We start from the raw sequence: 21,347 nt of genomic DNA on the forward strand, positions 1-21,347 counted from the left end.
GCCTAACCCACCCGGATGCGCGGATCGACGACGGCATAGAAGATGTCGGCGAGCAGCGAGCCGATCAGCACCATGGTCGCCGAGAACATCAGGATGCCCATCACCACGGGATAGTCGCGATAGCCGATGGAATCGAGGAACAGACGCCCCATGCCGGGCCAGGTGAACACGGTCTCGGCGACCAGCGCGCCGCCGAGCAGCGTCGGAAACTGGAGGCCGGCCACCGTGATCATCGGCAGCAGCGCATTGCGAAGCGCGTGCACGGTGAGGATCCGCCATTCCGGCATGCCCTTGGCGCGCGCGGTGCGGATGTAATCCTGGTGGATGACCTCGAGCATCGAAGAGCGCATGAAGCGGCCCCACATCGCGGTCTCGACCAGCGCCAGCACCAGGGCCGGCGCGATCAGGTGATGCAGCAGATCGAGGAAGGAGCCGTCGCCGACGGTCTCGCGGTTGCCGGCCGGCAGCCAGCCGAGCTTCACCGAGAAGATGTAGATGGTGACGAGGCCGAACCAGAAGGTCGGGATCGACAGCGCGATCATGGCGCCGACGGTTGCCAGCGTATCGAACAGCGAATAGCGGCGCAGCGCGCCGAGCACGCCGATCCAGCAGCCGAGCAGGACCGCGATGATGGTCGCCGTCGCCATCAGCTCCAGGGTGGCGCCGAGATGCGACGAGATCACGGACAGCACCGCCTCGCCGTCGCGATAGGAGCGGCCCCAATCGCCCTTGAGCATGCGGCCGAACCAGTCGAGATACTGGATCGGCAATGGCCGATCGAGGCCGAGCTGCTTGGTGACGCGGTCGAGATCCTCCTGCGTCATCTGCGCGGAGGCGGCGAACTGCGAGAGCGGACCGCCCGGCGCCAGATGCAGGATGGCGAAGCCGATCGCCGAGACGATCACAAGCAGCATGATCGCCTGCGCCAGGCGATTGGCGACGTAACGGGCCATCTCAGGCGATCCAGCGAGCCGGAGACATCAGGCCCAATACCATTCGCGCATGTTCCAGCTGTTGATCGACATGTTGATGTTGGGACGGAAGCCTTGCAGCCCCTCCTTCACGCCCTCGGCGATGAAGCTCTGGAACAGCGGCAGGATAGCGAGGTCGTTGCGGATGAGCTTTTGCAGCTCGCCATAGGTCGCCTTGCGCTGCGCCAGGTCGAATTGCTTGGCGCCTTGGGAAAGCAGCCGGTCGGCCTCCGCGTTCTGGTATTGATAAGTGTTGTAGCCGCGGCCGCCCTTGGCGGGAATGGCACCGGAGCCGAAGCGCGGCGTCACGTCGGGGTCGCTGCCCAGCATGAAGTTCACGCCGACGATCACCGAATTGAACTTCGATTGCTGCCAGAAGTCGCCCCAGATCACGGCCGCCGGCATGTTGTTGACGCGCATCGTCGCGCCAATGGCCCGCCAGTCCTGGATCAGGAGCTGCTGGCACTGCTCGCGCACGGCACTGCCCGCCGTCGTCGAGTTGGTGAATTCGAGCTTGACGCCGCCCTTCTCGCGGATGCCGCTGGAGCCGCGGACCCAGCCCGCAGCATCGAGCAGCGCATTGGCCTTGGCAGGATCGTATTTGTGCTGCGGCAGCCCTTGCTGAAACGACCAGGCCTGCTTCGGCACGAAGCTCTCGGTCTGCGTCGGCAGGCCGTAATAGAGCGCGTCGATGATCGCCTGCTTGTTGATGCCGAGATAGAGCGCCTCGCGCACGGCGCGGTCGGCAAAGGGACCGAATTCCAGGTTGGGCGCGATATGCTCCACCGAGGAGGTCGAGGAGACGAAGATCTTGCGGCCCTTCAGCGTCTTCGCCTCCTGCACGAAGTTCGGCAGGATGCCCGCGAGGCCCGTATAGTCGACCTGGCCGGTGCGGAACTGCGTGTAGAGCACGGTGAGGTCGGGAATGTATTTGAACACCACGCGTTCGACGTACGGCCCCTTGCCGTGGTAGCCGGTGTTGGCGTTCAGCAGGATGTGGTCGCCGGGCACGCGCTCGCCCCAGCGGAACGGGCCGGTGCCGACCGGCGCATTGTGGAATGGCGAAGCGTTCGGATCGGACACCTTCTCCAGGATGTGCTTGGGCACGATGAAGGTGAACGACCCCAGGATCGACATATAGGGCGAATAGGGCGCTTCCATCCGCCAATGGATCTCGTCGGGCGCCACGACGGTGATGTCCTTGACGAGGCTATGGCCGACCCGGCTGCGCGCGCGGAAACCGGGATTGTTGATCAGCTCGATGGAGAATTTGACGTCCTCCGCCGTGAACGGCGTGCCGTCGTGCCACTTCACGTCGCTGCGCAGCTTGATCTTCCAGGTCAACCCGTCGGCCGACAGGCCGCCATTCTCGAGGGTCGGGACTTCGCGGGCGAGGTCGGGAACGAAATTCCCGTCGGGATCGATGTACCAGAGCGGCGAAAACACCTGCCAGCAGATGCCCTGATCGACCTCGATGTTTGGCATCAGCGGATGGAAGACGGTCGGCTCCTGCGACAGCGCCGCGATCACCTGCCCGCGCGGCTTGTCCGGCGGATTGGTCGGGCGCTCGGTCTGCGCGAAGGCGCTGCCTGCAAGGCTCCATCCCGCGGCGGCGCCGGCCCCGAGCTGGAAGAATTGACGGCGATTCGGAATGCCGAGATGCACTGCCCCAACGCCGAACTTGCCGGTGTCGCTTGCCATGACCACTCTCCGTTGTCGCACGCGGCACCGTCTCCCGCGCCCCCAGACCCCGGCAAAGGGACAGGAGTGGGCTTTAGTGCTTCTAAATTTTTCAGTCAAAAGTTCATCATGACTAAATACAGCTGTCAATCACATTGCTAGGATGCGCGACCTTTTCACTCCGATTGAAGTCTCGGACCGATGCGGTCCAAGGCTGAGATGATGCATGGGAGAGCGACATGGATGGTCGCGGCGATACCAACGGCCCGAAGGACGCTCCAACGATCGAGGCCGACGATGCCGTCGACCAGCGCCTCGGCGAAACCGTCCGACTGCTGCGTCAGCGCGCCGGCCTCTCGATCCAGGACGTCGCCAACAAGACCGGCCTCTCCAACGGCATGATCAGCCAGCTCGAACGCGCGCGCGCCATGCCGTCGATCCGCACGCTGCGCCTGCTCAGCATCGCGCTCGAGGTCCCGATCTCCTATTTCTTCGAGACCACCGATTCCGCCGACGTGCAGCGCTACATCGTGCGCAAGAACAGCCGTCGCCTGCTGCGCCTCACCGCCAGCGGCGTCGTCAAGGAAGCCCTCACCCCCGATGGCAAGGGCCAGCTCGAACTCTACGAGCTCACGCTCAATCCCGGCGCCTCGTCCGGCACCGACTTCCTGCAGCACACCGGCGAGAAGGCCGGCTACATCCTGTCCGGCAGCCTGCGGCTGTGGCTCGACAACCAGGCCCATGTGCTCGAGGCCGGCGACAGTTTTCGTTTCCCGAGCATCGTGCCGCACATGTTCGACAACCCGACCCAGCAGGTGGCGCGCGCGATCTGGGTGACGACGCTGCGCCAGACCGATTCGCCGGCGGGTTGAAGCCCGAGGCAGGCCGGGCCTCGTCTCCGGGACGGACGGCCGCCCCGCGCCACCGGAAATTGCCCCTCGACGGAAACGCACGGAATCTGTAGCTCACATGAAGCTGGCCCCCTCGACAGGGCGGGGCCGGCACGGTCCGCGGCTGGCGTCTTGGGTGTGAGACCATGAAACTCAGGGGGGTTGTGACATTTGCGATGGCCGCCCAGGCCGTCGTGACCGCCGCACTCCTTCTCGCCTCCTATGCCGTGACCGGCACCGCCGGCCCGCGCGGGTTCGGCATGGCCCAGCTCATCGCCCTGATGGCGAGCGGTGTCGTTGCGGTGCTGCTCGCGCGTCTCTGCACGCGCGCGATCGCGACGTCGCAGGCCGAGCGGGCTTCCGCGCAACTGGCCGATCGGGCGAAGGCCGTCGCCGAGAGCGCACAGATGACGCAAGCCATCATCAAGACCGCGCTCGACGCCTTCATTCAGACCGACGAACGCGGCATCGTCCTGGAATGGAGCTTTCAGGCCGAAGCCCTGACCGGATGGTCGCGGCAGGAGGCCATCGGCGCCGACGTCGTCGACCTCCTCGTCGCCGAGCCGCTCCGCGCCGGCTTCAGGCAGCGCATGATGCGGCTGTTGCCGGAACTGTCGGATACGCCGATCGGCATCCGCATCGAAGTGAGCCTGCTGCACAGGAACGGCGATGCGATCCTGGTCGAGGCGTCGAGCACGGCACTCCGGCTCGGCGGGCGCACCATCATCAACAATTTCGTCAAGGACATCACCCAGAAGCGCGCCGCCGAGGAGCAGCTGATCCAGGCGCAGAAGATGGAGGCGGTCGGGCAGCTCACTGGCGGCATCGCGCACGAATTCAACAACATGCTCACCGTGATCACCGGCACGATCGAGATCCTTGCCGACGCCGTGAAGGACAATCCTCCGCTTGCGACCATCACCAAGCTGATCAGCGAGGCCGCCGACCGCGGCGCCGCGCTGACCTCGAGCCTGTTGTCCTTTGCAAGGAAGCAGGCGCTGCAGCCGACGGAGATCGACGTCAACGAGCTGCTCGAAGAGCTCGCAAAGCTGCTGCTGGCGACCTTCGACAAGAAGATCGAGATCGTGACGAGGCTCGACAGCAAGGTCTGGCTCGCCCTCGTCGACCGCGGCCAGTTGAGCTCGGCGCTGCTCAACCTCGCGATCAACGCCCGCGACGCCATGCTGGACGGCGGCAGGCTGAGCCTGACGACGCGCAATGTCGTGTTCGGCGTCCGCGAGGCCGTGGCGGTCGGCGCCGGCTATGCCGGCGACTATGTCGAGATCGAGATCGCCGACACCGGCACGGGCATGCGGCAGGCCATCCTGGAGCGGATCTTCGATCCCTTCTTCTCGACCAAGGAGGTCGGCAAGGGCACGGGGCTCGGGCTCAGCATGGTGTTCGGCTTCGTCAAGCAATCCGGCGGCGGCATCAAGGTCGCGTCCGAGGAAGGCCGCGGCACGACATTCACGATCTACCTGCCGAAGGCCGAGACCAGCACGATGCGCCCGGCCGGCTATGACGATCGCAAGGTCGTGGGCGGGCGCGAAACCATCCTTTGCGTCGAGGACGATCGCGACGTCCGCCAATACGTCACGGTCCAGCTCGAGAGCCTCGGCTACAAGGTCATCCCCGCCGCCAACGCCACCGAAGCGCTCGCCATCGCCGCGGAGGGGAAGGCGTTCGACCTGCTGTTCACCGACATCGTGCTGGCCGGCGGCATCAACGGACGCGAGCTCGCCGAGCAGATGGTGGCCGCGCGGCCGTCCCTGCGGGTGCTGTTCACCTCCGGATACGCCTACGACTCGCTGAACGCACAGGGCCGCGCCACGATGGGCGCACCGCTTTTGACAAAACCCTACCGCAAGGCCGAGCTCGCGCGCATGCTGCGCCGCTCTCTCGACACCGCCGTCGATTCCATGGGCGACCCGATCCCGACGCCCTATTCGGTGCAGGCCGATGTCGAGGGTTTTCTGCGCAGGCAGGCGGCTGAAGACAACGGCACGACTCGGTCGCGCAAGTAGGTCTCTCGCGCTAGCTCATCCTTCGCCGCAGCGTTGCCGACGGCGTCTCGCCAAATTTTTCACGGTAGGCGCCGGCCATGCGGCCGAGATGCGTGAAGCCGAGATCGAAGGCGACCTCGGTGATGGAGGCATCGGGCGGGGCCTGCGCGAGCCGGGCGTGCAGACCGGCGAGGCGCATGTCGAGCAGCATCTCCGAGATCGACACGCCGAAATGACGGCGGAAGCCGAGCTGGAGCGCGCGGATGCCGATCCCGGCGGCGCAGGCGAGCTGCGCAAGGTCGAGCGGCTCGCCGGCATTGTCCGCAAGACGGTCCCGCGCCACGCGGAGCGCCCGCGGCAGACGCTCGGCTCGCCCTGAGAACGTCCTGATCGCATCGGACAGGCCATGACGCTGGCCGTTGAGGAGGTGATCGAGCAGCGCCTCCCGCCAGTCGGCCGTCGCGACGGGTGAAAGCCTGCCGGCGGGACCAAGACGTTCGGCGAGCGTCATCAGCCCGGCAAGGCTGGTCCGCAAGGCCTGCCCGGACGGCGCGTCCAGGTCGATCACAGGATCGAACTCGACCGTGCCCGCTACCCTCCCCGACAAAGCCGCGGCGCGCTGCTCGACCATGCGGCGGTCAAGCAACAGGATCACCTGGGCACAGTCGCTCCACATCATCCGGGTCGGGATCGTCGGCGACAGCAGCGATGCCGTCCGGTCCGGCACGGCATCGAACTCGCCGGCGCCGGCCCGAATGCGGGCGGCGCCCATGAGCGGGACCTGCAGCAGGAAGAAGCGCTCGAGGCAGCCGGGATCGATGCTGACGGATCCGCCATAGGCAACGTAGTTGATGGAAAAGCCGTCGAATGTCGCGCAATTGTGCCGGGCGGAGAAGCCGGCCGCCCGCGCCTGTGCCGGCTTGAGATCGTGCGGACAGAAGATGCGTCCGATCTGCTCGGCCGCCTCGTCGACATCATCGGTGGCGACGCGGGCGAAGTCCGCGAGCCGTTCAGCTGCGGACGCACTTGCGCTCATTTCCAGCACGGCTGCGGACATCGTCGACCACGCTTCGCGTCACGGAATTGCTTTAAGCCTATAATAGTTCCGCGGACGCGGAAAGGGCCGCGTCGCAAAATCGTCGTGCTGCATGGCAAAAGCTCCATCCGGATTCGTTTAGCGGATAGACAGGCGGCCGGTCGCTGGCCGAAGCTCCATCCTCGCCGGAATCCATGAGGAGCGAGCCATGACTGCACTCGAAAAGGGCATAACCGCTGTCGGCACTGGCTATGGCGGCAAGAGCTGGAACATCCTTGGCCAGGTCTATTTCCCCAAGGCCGTCACCGACTCCACCTTCGCGTTCGAAACCAACAGCGATCCCGGCCAGTTCGTGCCGGTGCACATCCATCCGACCCAGGACGAGTTCATCCTGGTGCAGGAAGGCACGCTCGATCTCAAGCTCGACGGCCAATGGGTCAAGGCCCATGCCGGCGATCTCGTGCGCATGCCGCGCGGCATTCCGCATGGCTATTTCAACAAATCCGACAAGCCGTGCCGCGCGCTGTTCTGGGTCTCGCCGATGCAGAAGCTGGAGGCGCTGTTCAACCAGCTCCACAATCTGACCGACCCTGCCGAAGTCGTGCGCATCTCGGCGCTGCACGAGGTGGACTTCCTGCCGCCCGAGGCCAACGAGTAGGCGGCCGCCTCACCGTCCACTTTCATCTGCTTGCAGGTCCGCCGGCCGCGCATTGCGGCCGAGCGTGGCCGCTTGCACACGAAACACCCTGATTGCGAGCAATCCCATGGTCAGTCCCAAGCATGTTTGCGTGATCGGCGCCGGAGTCTCCGGTCTTGCCGCCGCAAAGGCATTCTCCACCCGCGGCCACCGCGTCACCGTTCTCGAGCGCAGCGGCGATCTCGGCGGCGTCTGGGAGCCGGCGCGCTCCTATCCCGAGGTGCAGACCCAGAGCCCGAAGGATCTCTATCGCTACACCGACCGCGCCATGCCGGACGCCTATCCGGAATGGCCGACCGGGCCACAGGTCCACGCCTATCTCGCCGATTACGCCAAGAGCTTCGGCCTCGACCGTATGCTGCGCCTCAACACCGAGGTCGCCGGCATGGCGCGGCGCGCCGACGGGAAGCCGGGCTGGACGCTCGCGCTGACGAACAGGGACGGCACGACGACGAACGAGGATTTCGATTTCGTCGCGGTCTGCACCGGGCAGTTCAACGAGCCGCGCGAGCTGCATTGCCCGGGCGAGGACGGCTTTCTGGCGCAGGGCGGCCAGATCCTGCATTCATCGAAATACAGCGATTCCAGCCTGGCGAAAGGACGCCGCGTCGTCGTGCTCGGCGGCTCGAAATCGGCGACCGACATCGCGGTGAACGCGGTGAAGTCAGGTGCACGCGAGGTCACCATCGTGATGCGCGAGCCGGTCTGGCGCATCCCCTATTTCATCGGCGGCCTCGTGAATTTCAAGCGCATCCTCTACATCCGCGCGCAGGAGGAGATGTTTCCAGGCTGGGGCGCCAGCGCGATGGCACGGCTCGCGCTTCGCCTCGCCGCGCCGCTGATCTGGGCAAACTGGCGCGGGCTGGAGAGCCTGTTGAAGACCCAGCTCAAGCTTGGCCGGTGCAAGATGGTGCCGAAGGAGCGGATCGAGGACGGCGTCAACTGCTCGGTGCCGATCGCAACGCCGGGCTTCTACCCAATGGTCGCCGACGGCCGCATCAAGGCGGTGTTCGGCAGCTTCGATCATTATGAAGGCGATACCATCGTGATGAGCGGCGGCGAGCGGGTCGGAGCCGACGTCGCAGTGCTCGCGATCGGCTACAAGCTCGGCGTGCCATTCCTGCCGGACGCATATCAGGCAAAGCTGGTCGATTCAGACGGGCAGTACCGGCTCTACCGGCTGATCGCCAACCCTGATCTGCCGGAGCTCGGCTTCGTCGGCTTCAACTCGTCGTTCTGCACCGTGCTCTGTGCCGACCTCGCCGCCAACTGGCTGGTGCGCTATGCCGACGGCCGGCTCGCGAACCAGCCGACGGCGCGGCAGATGCACGACAACATCGAGATGATGCTGCACTTCAAGCGCGTCGAACGGCCGGCTGCCGGCGTCTACGGCGGCCTCTGCGTCGCGCCCTATCACTACCGCCATTTCGACGAGCTCATGGCGGACATCGGCGCGAAGAACCAGAAAAGCGGCGGGCTCGCCGGACACTTCCAGCCGCCGGATGCGGATGCCTATGCGAAGTTCCTGGCGACGGCGCCGGATTACCGGGCCGCAGCGTGAGGTCGGAGAACCCGGGCTGAACGGGATTTGCAACTCGCCAGTCCGCGCGTTTGACGTTTACGATCCCCATGACCGACGAATCTCCGGCACATGGGAACCCGCCATGGGACTACGATGTCAGGCCGCCGCAGCCATGGCGATGCTTGGGCTGATCCTCACGACATTTGCGGTCAGCCAGGCACAAACGCTTAACGCAAAGCAATCGGAGGCGCTTGCAGCCTACGATCGCGCGCTCGGCGATTTCAAATCCATCCTCGCCGAGCGGCGCCGACAGATCGAGGCGAAGGAACCGCTGCCGAATTTGCCGGGACAGGCGCTCTATCTCGCACGCGTCGCCGTCATCAGTGCTTACAAGGATCTCACCGACGCCATGCCGTCGCGGATCGGCAAGCCCAACAAGTTCGAGATTCCGCCGGCCTATTTCGATGCCGCGATCGAGCCGCTGGTCGACGAATACGCGGGGCTGTTCGACATCATGGAGGCGCCGCCGGCCAATGCGCAGAACTCGCCGACGCCGTTCAAGGACGTCGTCGATCTCGCCGTCGCGATTGCACGCGCGAAGGGGCTTGCACTTGACCACGCCGAGGCTGCCGGCCGCATCAGCCTCGGGCTGTTCTTTGCGGAGACGAACGGCAAGCAGAATGTCCGCAACGGGCGCTCGAACACCTATATGGGCAGCTTCCAGACCGGCCCCTCCGAGGACCGCAACGGCCGCAGGAAATGGGAGGCCATCAAGGGAGAGATCGCGGCGGCCGATCCCGAATTGAGCGCGCGCGACGACAAGGAAGAGGCGCGCGCCCGCGGCACCGATCACCGCTTCAACCACTGGACCAACGTGCGCGACGGCCTGATGAACGCGCATGCCGATGTCTTCCGGGAAATCCCCGCGATCGTGAAGACGCTGCCCGACCCGATCGACCAGATGAAGCTGTTCGAGCTGATCCAGATCGTTCCCACTCCGACGCGGTCCGCGCTCAAATCAAGCGATCTCCTGAACTACCGGGTGTCCAGCCCGACGATCATGAGGCACCTGCGCAACAACAGCATCTTCGCCTTTGGACAGGCCGACAGATCGCGCAGCTCGGCAAGCTTCCGCGAGATCCTCGCTGCGATGTGGCTGTTCAACCGCAAATTCGAGCGCGCGATGGCGAAATACGCGGAGATCAGGGCGCACTGAGCGACCGGTTGCAACCTGCCCTGCGCCGCCTGCCCTATTCGGTGCGGATCGGCGAGTCCTTCAGGCCATTGTTGTCATAGGCCTTGCGCAAGGTGCCGTTCGTCGTGGCGTCCGTCATGAACTTCGTCACGAACGCCAATGCCTGGCTGTGGCCGAGCGGCACGGCGACGGCCGTCACCGTCTTCTTGAAGGTCTCGTCCAGCACCTTTGTACCGGGAATCTTCTGCGCCATCTTGTTGAGCTGGTCCCGCGACAGCGCGAAGGCGTCGATCTCGCCGCTCTTCAGGAGGCTGAAGATCTCGTCATAGGTCTGATAGCCCGTGACCTCGGCGTTCTTCAGATGCGCGACTGCGCCACGCATGGTGGTGGTGGCGTTGACGGCCGCGACCTTGATGCCGGGCTGGTCGAGCGAGGCGAAATTGGTCACGCTCGAACCAGGCTTGACGATGTAGGTGGCGTCCGCGACCTCGTAGATCGGGCCGAACATCATCCTGGTCTCGCGCTCCGGATCCTTGGGCAGCCAGGTGACGTCCCAAGCACCTTTTTCAAGAGTGCCTTTGCCAGCCGCGTCGGTGATCTGCCCGGAATTCTGGTGCACGATATATTCGACGCCAACGCCGAGCCGGGCCGCCATCTCCTTGCCGAGGTCCACCGGCACGCCGGCATAGCCGGCTTCCGTCTTGGTCGACCAGAACGCGCCGCCCGCAGGGCTGATTGCGATCGCGACCCGCAGCTTGCCGGTCGGCGCGATCTCGTCCTTCAGGCCATCGGCTAGCGCGGGCATGGCAACCGCCGCTGCAAGGAGGAGGCCGGCAAGGGCCGATCGAAGCGAACTGGGCATGTCATGCTCTCCTCACCTTTTCTTCTTGGCTTCTTGGCTTCCTGGCTTCTTCTCTTCGTCCCGGCCGCTTCTCTTTCGTGACACGGCCATTGACACAATTCTGGTCGATCGTGCGCGCGGTGAAAAGCGGTTTGTCATGACAAACCTGTCAAAGGCCACACCGCCGTTTGCAGTGCAAGGCCGGTGACTGCCATGGCTATGGTGTTCCACGGCCGGGCATTTGTTGGTAGCCTGCCGCACCGACAGACAGCAATCGGGGGCCACCGAATGACCTGCGCGAATCCCGCATCTCTCGCCCATCGCAACGAAGCGTGGAGACATGTCGGACGGGCGCTGGCCGCCGTGGGCGCCGTGATCGCGCTCGCCGGCTGCGAGGACAAGAACGCCTACGTGGCACCGCCGCCCCCCAAGGTGGACGTCGCAACACCGGTACAACGCCCGGTGACGCGCTATGTCGAAGCCACCGGCAACACCGCCCCGATCAAGAGTGTCGACCTGGTTGCGCGCGTGCAGGGTTTTCTGCAATCGATCGACTATCAGGACGGCACCTTCGTCAAGCAGGGCACCCAGCTCTTCACGATCGAGCCGGAGACCTACAAGCTCAAGGTCGAGCAGGCGAAGGCCGCGGAGGTCGGCGCGCAAGCCACGGTCAAGCAGGCCGAAGCCGATTTCAAGCGGCAGGCCGAGCTCGTGCAGCGCCAGGCGGTCTCGCAGTCCACCCTCGACACCTCGACATCGACCCGCGATAACGCCCAGGCCAGTCTCCAGCAGGCCCAGGTCAATACGAGGCTCGCCGAGGTCAACTACGGCTACACCAATGTGACCGCGCCGTTCGACGGCGTGGTCAGCGCGCATATGGTCTCGGTCGGCGAGCTCGTCGGCGTCTCCTCTCCCACCCAGCTCGCGACCATCGTCGCGATGGACCCGATCTGGGTGAACTTCACGGTCAACGAGCAGGACGTCCTTCGCATCCGCGCCGAAGCGGCCCGCCGCGGGCTGACCGTCAACGACCTCAAACAGTTGCCGATCCAGGTCGGCCTCCAGACCGAAACCGGATATCCGCACGAAGGTAAGCTCGACTACGTCTCGCCGACCCTCAACCAATCGACGGGCACGCTGGCGGTGCGCGGCGTCGTCCCCAACGACAAGCGGGTGCTGCTGCCCGGCTATTTCGTCCGCGTCCGCGTGCCTTTCGACCAGGAGAAGGCCGCGCTCCTCGTTCCCGACACCGCGCTCGGCAGCGACCAGGGCGGCCGCTATCTGCTGGTGGTCAACGGCGACAACGTCGTCGAGCAGCGCAAGGTGCAGATCGGCCCCGTCGACAACGGCCTGCGCGTGATCGAGGGCGGGTTGAAGCCTGACGACCGCGTCGTGATCGCAGGCCTGCTCCGGGTGATCCCGGGCCAGAAGATCGACCCGCAGGTGACGAAGATCGGACAGCCGCAGGCGTCTGCCAAGTAGGAGCGCCGGCCATGATCTCAAAATTCTTCATCGAGCGGCCGGTCCTCTCGAACGTCATCGCACTGCTGATGATCCTGATCGGCGGCGTCGCGCTGTTCAACCTCGCGATCGCGCAATATCCCGACGTGGTGCCGCCGACCGTGCAGGTCACCACGCGCTATCCCGGCGCCAGCGCCAAGACGGTGATCGACACCGTGGCGCTGCCGATCGAGCAACAGGTCAACGGCGTCGAGGACATGCTCTACATGCAGTCCTACAGCGGCTCCGACGGCACCTACACGCTGACCGTGACCTTCAAGATCGGCACCGACCTCAACTTCGCGCAGGTGCTGGTACAGAACCGCGTCTCCAGCGCGCTGTCGCAATTGCCGCAGTCGGTGCAGAACCAGGGCGTCACCGTGCAGAAGCGTTCGACCTCGATCCTGCTGTTCGTGACGCTGACCTCGCCGGATTCCAGATATGACAGCCTGTATCTGAGCAACTACGCCACCATCAACATCCGCGACGAGCTCTCGCGTCTGCCCGGCGTCGGCAACGTCACGGTGTTCGGCGCCGGCCAGTATTCGATGCGGGTCTGGCTCGATCCCAACAAGCTGCAAGTCCGTGACCTCGTGCCGCAGGACGTCATCAACGCAATCCAGCAGCAGAGCCAGCAGGTCTCGGCAGGCCAGGTCGGCGCGCCGCCGACGCCGCCGGGCCAGGCGTTCCAGTACACGCTCAACGTCAACGGACGGCTCGACGATACCAGCCAGTTCGAGAACATCATCGTCAAATCGGGCACCAGCGGCGACGTCACGCGGGTGCGCGACGTCGGCTGGGTCGAACTGGGCGCACAGACCTACAGCCAGATCTTCTCGCTCAACAAGCAGCCCGCCACCGGCATCGGCGTGTTCCAGTCGCCCGGCGCCAACGCGCTCCAGGTCGAGCAGGCCGTCGAGAAGAAGATGGCCGAGCTCGCCAAGCGCTTTCCGGAAGGCATCAAATACGACACGCCGTTCGACACCACCAAATTCGTCGAGGCCTCGGTGCACGAGGTCTATATGACGCTGATCGAGGCCGGCCTGCTGGTGCTGGTCGTGATCCTTGTGTTCCTCCAGGACTGGCGCGCCATGCTGGTGCCGGCGACGACCGTGCCTGTGACCATCATCGGCGCCTTCGCCGCGATGGCGGCGCTCGGCTTCACCATCAACATGTCCACGCTGTTCGCGATCGTGCTCGCGATCGGCATCGTCGTCGACGACGCCATCGTCGTGGTCGAAGGCGCCGCGCACAATATCGAGCAGGGCATGAACGGCCACGACGCCGCGATCAAGGCGATGGACCAGCTGTTCGCGCCGATCGTCGGCATCACGCTGGTGCTGATCTCGGTGTTCCTGCCGGCCTCGTTCCTCGCGGGCCTCACGGGCCGCATCTACTCGCAATTCGCGCTGGTGATCGCGGCGACCGCGCTGCTCTCCGCCATCAACGCGGCGACCCTGAAGCCGACGCAATGCGCGCTGTGGCTGCGGCCGGCGGTGCCGCCGGAACAGCGCAACTTCTTCTATCGCGGCTTCAACAACGTCTATGACCGGGTCGAGCGCGGCTACACACGGCTGATCACCTTCCTGGTCAGGCACGCCACCCTGTCGGTCGCGGTCGCACTGGTGCTGATCGGAATCGGCGGCTACGGCCTGTCGCGGGTGCCGACCGGCTTCCTGCCGATCGAGGACCAGGGCTATCTGATCGCCGCCATCCAGCTGCCCGACGGCGCCGCGCTGGAGCGGACCCAGACGGTGCTCGACAGAGCGAGCGGGCTCATCAAGGACACCCCTGGAGTCCAGCAGGTCATCACCATCGCCGGCATCTCCGCGCTCGACAACAGCGCGAGCCTCGCCAATGCCGGTGTCGCCTACATCATCCTGAAGGACTGGGAGGCCCGTAAAGGGCCCGGCGAGGATCTGCGCTCGTTGGTCTTTGGACTGAACGACAAGCTCGCGACCATCATGGAAGCCCGCACCATCGTGCTGCCGCCGCCGCCGATCCAGGGCATCGGCAACGCCGCCGGCTTCTCGATGCAGGTCGAGCTGCGCGACGGCAACAGCGATTTCGCCAAGCTGCAGGCCATCACCGGTGCGATGGTCTCCAATGGCCAGAGCCAGAGCGCGCTCCAGCGCGTCCAGTCCTCGTTCCGCTCGTCGGTGCCGCAATTCAACGTCGAGATCGACCGCGTCAAGACCCAGACCTTGCACGTCACCACCGATCAAGTGTTCTCGGCGCTGTCGACCTATCTCGGCTCGTCCTACGTCAACCAGTTCAACAAGTTCGGCCGCGTCTTCCAGGTCTATACGCAAGCCGATCCGGCGTTCCGCGTCACCGAGCGCGACATCGCCAACATGATGGTGCGCAACTCGAACGGCGACATGATCCCGATCGGCACGGTCGCCACGATCACGCCGGCCACCGGCCCGTCGCTGATCAGCCTCTACAACCTCTATCCGTCCTCGACCATCATCGGCCTGCCGGCGCAGGGCTACTCGTCCGGCCAGTCGCTGAAGCTGATGGAGGAGATCGCGGACAAGACCCTGCCGCAGGGCACGGGTTATGAATGGACCGCGATGTCGTACCAGGAGAAGGCGGTCTCGAACCAGATCTACTGGGTGTTCGGCCTCGCCATGCTGCTGGTCTATCTCGTGCTCGCCGGCCAGTACGAGAGCTGGTACGCGCCGATCTCGGTGATTCTCGCCGTTCCGCTGTCGCTGATCGGGCCAATGCTGATCCTCAACGGCCTGAAGATCGACAACAACCTCTACTGCCAGATCGGCCTGATCCTCCTGATCGCGCTGTCGGCCAAGAACGCCATCCTGATCGTCGAGGTCGGGCTCGAGCTGCACGGCCGCGATGGCAAGCCGATCCTGGAGTCGGCGATCGAAGCGGCCCGCGCCCGCTTCCGCCCGATCCTGATGACCTCGTTCGCCTTCATTCTCGGCGTGGTGCCGCTGGTGATCGCCACCGGCGCCGGCGCCAGCGCCCGCAAGTCGATCGGCATCACCGTGTTCTCGGGCATGCTGGCCTCGACCTGCCTCGCGGTGCTGTTCGTGCCCGCCTTCTTCGTGGTGGTGCAGCGGTTCGAGAACTGGCGGGCGTCGAAGAAGGCGCCGAAGGCGCAGCCGGTGACCGAGGTGAAACCCTAGGCATTGTCTGCGGAAGCCTGCTCGAACAAAAAAGTCGAAAACAACCCCATGCACAGTAGAACGGCGTTGACGGCGTTGAGTTTTTTCAGCCGCTCCGACGTTTGACTCGTCGGGCAAGACACCGGCAGAATGGCATCATGGGCAGGCAGGGCGCGAGACGCCGCCGCATCCCCGTCATTGCTTCGCTGCGCTCGCAATGACGATGTGGAGGCGGTCGCCCGCGTCAATCCTTCAAACCGCCTGCGGCGGCCGGATCTCGCGCGGCAGGATCAGCGCGGCGACGATCGCGAGCAGGCAGAGCGCGGCGAAGGCGTGCAGCATGGTGACGAAGCCGCCCTGCTCGTAGAGCCAGGCGACCAGGCCGACGGAGGCGCCCGCCGCGGTGAAGCCGACGAAATAGCGCACGGCATAGGCACGCGAGCGCCACTCCTCCGTGGTGTACTTGCCGACCATGGCGTCGTTGACCGTGACCTGCCCGAACGCGCCCATGACGATGCCGATCGAGACCAGGATCAGCGGCAGATTGGACAGGCTCGCGGCAAGATACAGGAACGGCGCCAGCATGAAGGACAGCGGCAGCGCCACCGTCTTCAGCGAATAGCGGTCGAGCAGCCGGCCGATCGTGTACTGCGTCATCGCGCCGAACACGTAGACGCAGGCCGCGATCACGCCGAGCAGCGCCGGGCTCTTGGTGAGATCGGCAAGCCGTTCCGCGAACAGCTTTGGCAGCGCGACGGTGACGGCATTGAACGTGGTAGAGATCGCGATCACGACGATCAGCAGCGCCAGGATCACGCGCCACATGTCCTGCTTGGCGACGCGCGCCTGCGCCGCCGCCTGCTTCGAGCCCTTGCGGTCCTCGTGCACGACCATCATCGCAAACGCGATGCCGATCAGGATGGTGACGACGCCGGGAACGATGAAGGCAAAGCGCCAGCCGAGATACTGGCCGATCACGCCGGTGACCAGCGCGGAGGAGGCGACGCCGAGATTACCCCAGACGCCGTTGAGCCCCATCTCGCGGCCGAGCCTGTCGGCATAGGACACGATCATCGCGGTGCCGACGGGATGGTAGATCGAGGCGAAGATTCCGATCGCCAGCAGCGCAGCGCCGAGCTGCGCCTGCGTCTGCACGAAGCCGACCGCGATCATGGAGGCACCGATGCCGAGGAAGAAGATCAGCATCATGTGGCGGCGGCTCCAGCGGTCCCCGAGCCAGCCGGTCAGCAGCGAGCCCGCGCCGAAGGCGATGAAGCCCGGCGTCGCATAGGGCAGAAGTTCCGAATAGGCCATGCCGAGCGCCGGCCCCATGATGATCACGGCGGCGGCGAAGATCAGCATCGAATAATGGTCGATGAAATGGCCTGCGTTGACGAAACTGATGACCCGGCTTGGGCTGTTCATACGAATCCTCTCCTGCTCCGAAATGAGTTATATGTCCTGGGCATGACGAGATGCTGCCAATGACTGTCGTGGAAACGCCAATCCTCCGGGCGGTCCGGAGCAATCATCGCTCGCCCGCGGGCGTGCACCTGGTCGCCCGCGACTATCCCAAGGGCATGCGGATCGACCCGCACCTGCACCGCGAGGCGCAGCTGATCTATGCCGCGAAGGGCACGATGCAGGTGACGACACCAGGGGGACGCTGGCTGGTGCCGCCGGACCGGGCCGTCTGGGTGCCGGCCGGGCTCGAGCACGCCCTCGACCTGCTCGCCGACATCGAGATGCGCACGCTGTATTTCGACCTGTCCTGGCTGAAGCGCGAGCAGCGCTATGACGGCCTGACCAGGGAATTCGTGGTGCGGGTGTCGCCGCTGCTCAATCAGGCGATCCTGGCGCTGTTCGACGCGCGCAACACGGATGAGCGCACCGAGCTGCTGGTTCGCCTCGTCATGCTGGAATTGCACCAGGCCGAGGATTCCGCGACCTTCGTGCCGCTGCCGCGCGAGCCGCGCTGCCGGCGCGCCGCGATGATCGTGCTCGACGACCCAACCGGCCTGCACGACATCGACACGCTGGCGCGCGAGGTCGGAACCTCCGCGCGCACCCTGTCGCGGCTGTTCTCGACGGAGACGCAGCTGAGCTTCAAGAGCTGGTGCCAGCGCGCCCGGATCGCCGCGGCGATCCAGCGGCTGTCGACGGATGCGAACGTCTCGGTGAAGCAGCTCGCCACCCAGCTCGGCTATGCCAGCGTGCCGGCGTTCTCCGCCGCGTTCCGCCAGGTGACGGGGCGGACGCCGACGGAATTTGCGGGGAAGGGATAGCTCCAACCTCGTCATTGCGAGCGCAGCGAAGCAATCCAGAATCCTTCCGCGGCGGCAGTCAGGATTGCTTCGCTGCGCTCGCAATGACGGCGTGTGAGGCAGCCGCCTCGTTCTCCAAATGCCACTGGCGGGGCATGACAGCTTTCTTGGCGACGCATGGCACCACGAAAGATACAGAATTTGCCTGCTTGATTGTGATCGGCTTCCGCCTAAATCCCGTGTAAGCTTCCGCAGCGCACAAACCGGAATCGAAAAGTCCAGATGGCCAACGCCTTCTTCTCAGACCTGCTCGCCACAATCTCCGATCGCGGCCGCACGCTGCTGCGCCGCGGGGATTCCGACGACACCAAGCACGATGCCAACGGGCTGATCGAGCTCTGCGGTGCGCTGCTGTCCGGTCGTGGCGAAGCTTCGGGCACTGCCATGGCGCGTGAGGTGCTCGACATCTACCAGGAGTTGGATGCGGCAGGACGCCGCGCCTTCTTCGAGGCCCTGGTGCGCGATTTCGGCCCCGATCGGGAACGCCTGTCCAAGGCGATCGAAAAATGGCGCGCCAGGCCCAGTGACGAAGACGCGAGCTCGCTGCACTTCGCCTCCGAGCCGCGGCGGCAGGAGCTGATCCGCCGTCTCAACCGCGCGCCCGGCGGCACCGGCGACCTCGTCAACATGCGCGCCGATTTGCTCGGCATGATGAACGGGCACACCGATCTTGCCGCGCTCGATCGCGACGTCTCGCATCTGCTCTCTTCGTGGTTCAACAGGGGGTTTCTCGTGCTGCGCAGGATCGACTGGTCAACTCCGGCCAACATCCTCGAAAAGATCATCCGCTATGAAGCCGTGCACGAGATCAGCGACTGGGACGATCTGCGCCGCCGCATCGATCCGGTCGACCGCCGCTGCTACGCCTTCTTCCATCCCGCCATGGTCGACGAGCCGCTGATCTTCGTCGAGGTAGCGCTGACCGAAACGATCCCCGGCGCGATCGCGCCGCTGCTCGCGGTCGACCGCCAGCATCTGCCGATCGAGCGCGCGCGCACCGCGGTGTTCTACTCGATCTCCAACACACAGCGGGGCCTGGGCGGCATCTCCTTCGGCAGCTTCCTGATCAAGCAGGTGGTCGAAGAGCTGCGCCGCGAGACGCCAAAACTCGACACCTTCGTGACGCTGTCGCCGGTGCCGGGCTTCATGCAATGGGTGAAGCAGGACAAGGACCTGCCGCTCTCGGACGAGGACCGCGAGGTGCTGAAGCGCCTCGACGATCCCAAATGGTTCGAGAACCCCGAGACGACCGCGCTGCTACGCGCCGTGATCGAGCCGCTCGCGGCCTATTACTTCCTGAAGGCGCGCACGCCGAAGGGCAAGCTGATCGATTCCGTCGCCCGCTTCCATCTCGGCAACGGCGCACGGCTCGAGCGCATCAACTGGCTCGGCGACCTCTCGCCGAAGGGCGTGCGCGAGTCGGCCGGCGTGATGGTCAACTATCTCTACCGCCTCGACGACATCGAGAAGAACCACGAAGCCTACGCCAATGACGGCGAGGTCGTGGCCTCGAGCGCGGTAAAGAAGCTCTTGAAGGGCGAAGGCCGGCGGCTGCTGGACATGCGGTTGTCGTAAGAGGACGAAATACGCCAAGGCGCAATTGGAATTCATACCGCAATGACTTCCGATGGCGCCGCATCTCCCCGGCCAACAAATGCTACGGAGCGAATTGACGCTATCGACGTGTTGCGCGGCGTCGCCCTGTTCGGCGTCATGGCCATCAACCTCGTCATGGAATTTCGCATTTCAATCTTCGAGCAATTTCTTGGCCCGAAGACGCTCGCCTCGCCGGTCGATCGCGCCATCGAAACGATCCTGACACAGGCCGTCGAACTCAAGGCGTTTGCGCTGTTTTCGCTGCTGTTCGGCGCAGGCCTTGCCATTCAATTCGATCGGCTGACAAACAGCGAGCGCCGCATTTCGCTCCTCATGCGCCGGCTCGCTGTGCTGCTGGTGTTCGGCGTCATTCACCTTTGCCTGATCTGGAACGGCGACATCCTCACCGAATATGCTTTGGCGGGGTTCATCGTGCTGCCGTTCCTGTCTGGTCCGCGCTGGCTACTGACGCTCTCCGCGCTGGCGTTTCTGGCGCTGTACCTGGCAATGCAGGCCTTTCCGCCGGCTGGATTGTTTCCCAGCAGGGCTGCGATCTGGCGGGACGTCATGGATGCAAATCGCATTTATGCGACGGGCGGCCTCCTCGACGTATTAGCGTTCCGTCTCCGCGAAATTCCTCTCATCGCGTCCCTGCACGCGTTCGTCTTTTTGCGCACGATCGGGCTGTTTCTTGTCGGAGCGCTCGCGTGGCGCAGCGGAATTTTGCAGAATGTCCGTGGCCTGCTCGTCATCGCGCCCCTCTGCATCGGTTTTGGCGCCGCGTTGATCTATACCGGCAGGGAGCCACTTGGCACCATCCTGCTGGCGCTGGGCTATGGCGCCGCCATTCTTGGCATCGCCAGTTTCGAGCACGGCAAGAGGCTGCTTGGCTGGGCCGCGCCGTTGGGCCGAATGGCTTTCACCAACTACGTCGCACAATCCCTTATCTTCGGCTGGATCTTTTACGGCTACGGCCTTGGTCTGTTCGGGCGGCTTGGCATCACCCAGGCCCTCGCCATCGGCATCGCCGTCTACGCTGGGCAGGTCCTGTTCAGCGCATGGTGGCTGCGCCACTACCGATACGGCCCGATCGAATGGCTATGGCGCACGCTGATGTATGGCGTACGGCAGCCGATGGCGGCGACACAGGTGGCGGTGGTGGGGTGACCACCCATCTCTCACCACCGTCATCGCGAGGAGCCCTTGCGACGAAGCAATCCAGGCTGCCTTCGCCGAAAGATCCTGGATTGCTTCGCTGCGCTCGCAATGACGGAGAACGTTGCGACAGCTGAGGTCATTACGGCTACGGATCAAGGCTCTGACATAAGACACTGCTCTGTCCACCGTCATTGCGAGGAGCTCTTGCGACGAAGCAATCCAGGCTGCCCTTCGAGGAGGCAGTCTGGATTGCTTCGCTACGCTCGCAATGACGGTGAATGCGGCGACACCTCACGCGCCCCAACCCAGCGCCCGCCGTCGGCTCGGGGCCCGCGATTAACGCTGTTCTCTCCGCCGTCATTGCGAGGAGCCCTTGCGACGAAGCAATTCAGACCGTCTCCGCGGAAAGATCCTGGATTGCTTCGCTGCGCTCGCAATGACGGAGTGTGTGGCGACGACCTGCGCCTGATTCAGTTCGTCCGATAATCAGATCAGCGTGTCGTACAGATCGATCCACTCCGGATTGACGCTCTCGATGAGCGCGAGCTTCTTTGCCCGGCTGCCACCCTTGATCTGCTTCTCGCGCGTAATCGCGTCGATCATAGTCGCGTGCAGCTCGTACCAGACGAGGAGCTTGCAGGCGTATTTCGACGAGAAGCCCTTTATCAATCCCTCGCGATGCTCGAACGCGCGGCGCGGCGGATTTGACGTGACGCCTGTGTAGATCGCGCCATTGCGGCGGTTGGCGAACATGTAAACACAGGGCTGCTTCATGATCTTGCTCGACGAAGAGAGCTTTCACG

General features: G+C 64.7%; 16 protein-coding genes. 10 read left to right on the plus strand and 6 right to left on the minus strand.

All coding sequences use genetic code 11. The annotated features are described in order from the left end of the window. Positions 1-2: 2 nt before the first annotated feature. Both E4K65_RS19950 and E4K65_RS19955 read right to left on the minus strand, forming a co-directional pair. Positions 3-953 (minus strand): ABC transporter permease, encoded by a 951-nt coding sequence (locus tag E4K65_RS19950; protein WP_027547322.1) that lies wholly within the window; start codon positions 951-953, stop codon positions 3-5. Between the two features lie 27 nt (positions 954-980). Beyond that, the gene (locus tag E4K65_RS19955; protein WP_135175620.1) at positions 981-2,672 is read right to left on the minus strand and encodes a peptide ABC transporter substrate-binding protein; all 1,692 of its coding nucleotides are present in this window, start codon (positions 2,670-2,672) and stop codon (positions 981-983) included. A gap of 218 nt (positions 2,673-2,890) precedes the next feature. On the opposite strand from E4K65_RS19955, the gene E4K65_RS19960 reads away from it, so the two are divergent. Continuing rightward, positions 2,891-3,523 (plus strand): cupin domain-containing protein, encoded by a 633-nt coding sequence (locus E4K65_RS19960; RefSeq protein ID WP_135175621.1) that lies wholly within the window; start codon positions 2,891-2,893, stop codon positions 3,521-3,523. Positions 3,524-3,687: 164 nt separating this feature from the next. Next, positions 3,688-5,565: an ATP-binding protein gene (locus tag E4K65_RS19965; RefSeq protein WP_135175622.1), complete on the plus strand. Its 1,878-nt coding sequence runs from the start codon at positions 3,688-3,690 to the stop codon at positions 5,563-5,565. Between the two features lie 10 nt (positions 5,566-5,575). On the opposite strand, the gene E4K65_RS19970 is transcribed toward E4K65_RS19965, so the two are convergent. After that, positions 5,576-6,601 (minus strand): AraC family transcriptional regulator, encoded by a 1,026-nt coding sequence (locus E4K65_RS19970; protein ID WP_135175623.1) that lies wholly within the window; start codon positions 6,599-6,601, stop codon positions 5,576-5,578. A gap of 187 nt (positions 6,602-6,788) precedes the next feature. Here E4K65_RS19970 and E4K65_RS19975 point away from each other — a divergent pair, with 187 nt between their 5' ends. From E4K65_RS19975 to E4K65_RS19985, 3 genes are all read left to right on the plus strand, one after another. Further along, positions 6,789-7,238, plus strand: coding sequence for a cupin domain-containing protein (locus E4K65_RS19975; RefSeq protein ID WP_027547327.1), 450 nt, complete (start codon positions 6,789-6,791; stop codon positions 7,236-7,238). A 106-nt stretch (positions 7,239-7,344) separates the two neighbouring features. Beyond that, a complete protein-coding gene (locus E4K65_RS19980; protein WP_135175624.1) occupies positions 7,345-8,838 on the plus strand; it encodes a flavin-containing monooxygenase in 1,494 nt (497 codons plus the stop codon). 103 nt (positions 8,839-8,941) lie between these two features. Further along, positions 8,942-10,015 carry a hypothetical protein gene (locus E4K65_RS19985; RefSeq protein WP_135175625.1) on the plus strand — a complete coding sequence of 358 codons (1,074 nt, stop codon included), beginning with the start codon at positions 8,942-8,944 and terminating at the stop codon, positions 10,013-10,015. Positions 10,016-10,049: 34 nt separating this feature from the next. Here E4K65_RS19985 and E4K65_RS19990 read toward each other — a convergent pair whose 3' ends face one another. After that, positions 10,050-10,856 carry an ABC transporter substrate-binding protein gene (locus E4K65_RS19990; RefSeq protein ID WP_135175626.1) on the minus strand — a complete coding sequence of 269 codons (807 nt, stop codon included), beginning with the start codon at positions 10,854-10,856 and terminating at the stop codon, positions 10,050-10,052. Positions 10,857-11,123: 267 nt separating this feature from the next. On the opposite strand from E4K65_RS19990, the gene E4K65_RS19995 reads away from it, so the two are divergent. Together E4K65_RS19995 and E4K65_RS20000 are read left to right on the plus strand one after the other, a co-directional pair. Further along, on the plus strand, positions 11,124-12,317 hold the full coding sequence (locus E4K65_RS19995; protein WP_167770963.1) for an efflux RND transporter periplasmic adaptor subunit: 1,194 nt from the start codon (positions 11,124-11,126) through the stop codon (positions 12,315-12,317). An 11-nt stretch (positions 12,318-12,328) separates the two neighbouring features. Further along, positions 12,329-15,487 carry an efflux RND transporter permease subunit gene (locus E4K65_RS20000; RefSeq protein WP_135175627.1) on the plus strand — a complete coding sequence of 1,053 codons (3,159 nt, stop codon included), beginning with the start codon at positions 12,329-12,331 and terminating at the stop codon, positions 15,485-15,487. Between the two features lie 231 nt (positions 15,488-15,718). On the opposite strand, the gene E4K65_RS20005 is transcribed toward E4K65_RS20000, so the two are convergent. Next, positions 15,719-16,891 (minus strand): MFS transporter, encoded by a 1,173-nt coding sequence (locus E4K65_RS20005; RefSeq protein ID WP_135175628.1) that lies wholly within the window; start codon positions 16,889-16,891, stop codon positions 15,719-15,721. A 59-nt stretch (positions 16,892-16,950) separates the two neighbouring features. Here E4K65_RS20005 and E4K65_RS20010 point away from each other — a divergent pair, with 59 nt between their 5' ends. The 3 genes from E4K65_RS20010 (at position 16,951) to E4K65_RS20020 (ending at position 20,553) form a co-directional block, all read left to right on the plus strand. Next, positions 16,951-17,751 (plus strand): AraC family transcriptional regulator, encoded by an 801-nt coding sequence (locus E4K65_RS20010; RefSeq protein WP_027547339.1) that lies wholly within the window; start codon positions 16,951-16,953, stop codon positions 17,749-17,751. 261 nt (positions 17,752-18,012) lie between these two features. Continuing rightward, the gene (locus E4K65_RS20015) at positions 18,013-19,365 is read left to right on the plus strand and encodes a malonyl-CoA decarboxylase (RefSeq protein ID WP_135175629.1); all 1,353 of its coding nucleotides are present in this window, start codon (positions 18,013-18,015) and stop codon (positions 19,363-19,365) included. 42 nt (positions 19,366-19,407) lie between these two features. Next, entirely contained in the window at positions 19,408-20,553 is a 1,146-nt protein-coding gene (locus E4K65_RS20020) for a DUF418 domain-containing protein (RefSeq protein ID WP_135175630.1), read from the plus strand. A gap of 477 nt (positions 20,554-21,030) precedes the next feature. Here E4K65_RS20020 and E4K65_RS20025 read toward each other — a convergent pair whose 3' ends face one another. Then, positions 21,031-21,318, minus strand: a complete 288-nt coding sequence (locus tag E4K65_RS20025) for a GIY-YIG nuclease family protein (RefSeq protein ID WP_135175631.1) — start codon at positions 21,316-21,318, stop codon at positions 21,031-21,033. Positions 21,319-21,347 lie beyond the last annotated feature (29 nt).

Origin of the sequence: Bradyrhizobium niftali, assembly GCF_004571025.1 — a bacterium.
In the GTDB taxonomy this organism is placed as follows: Bacteria; Pseudomonadota; Alphaproteobacteria; order Rhizobiales; family Xanthobacteraceae; genus Bradyrhizobium; species Bradyrhizobium niftali.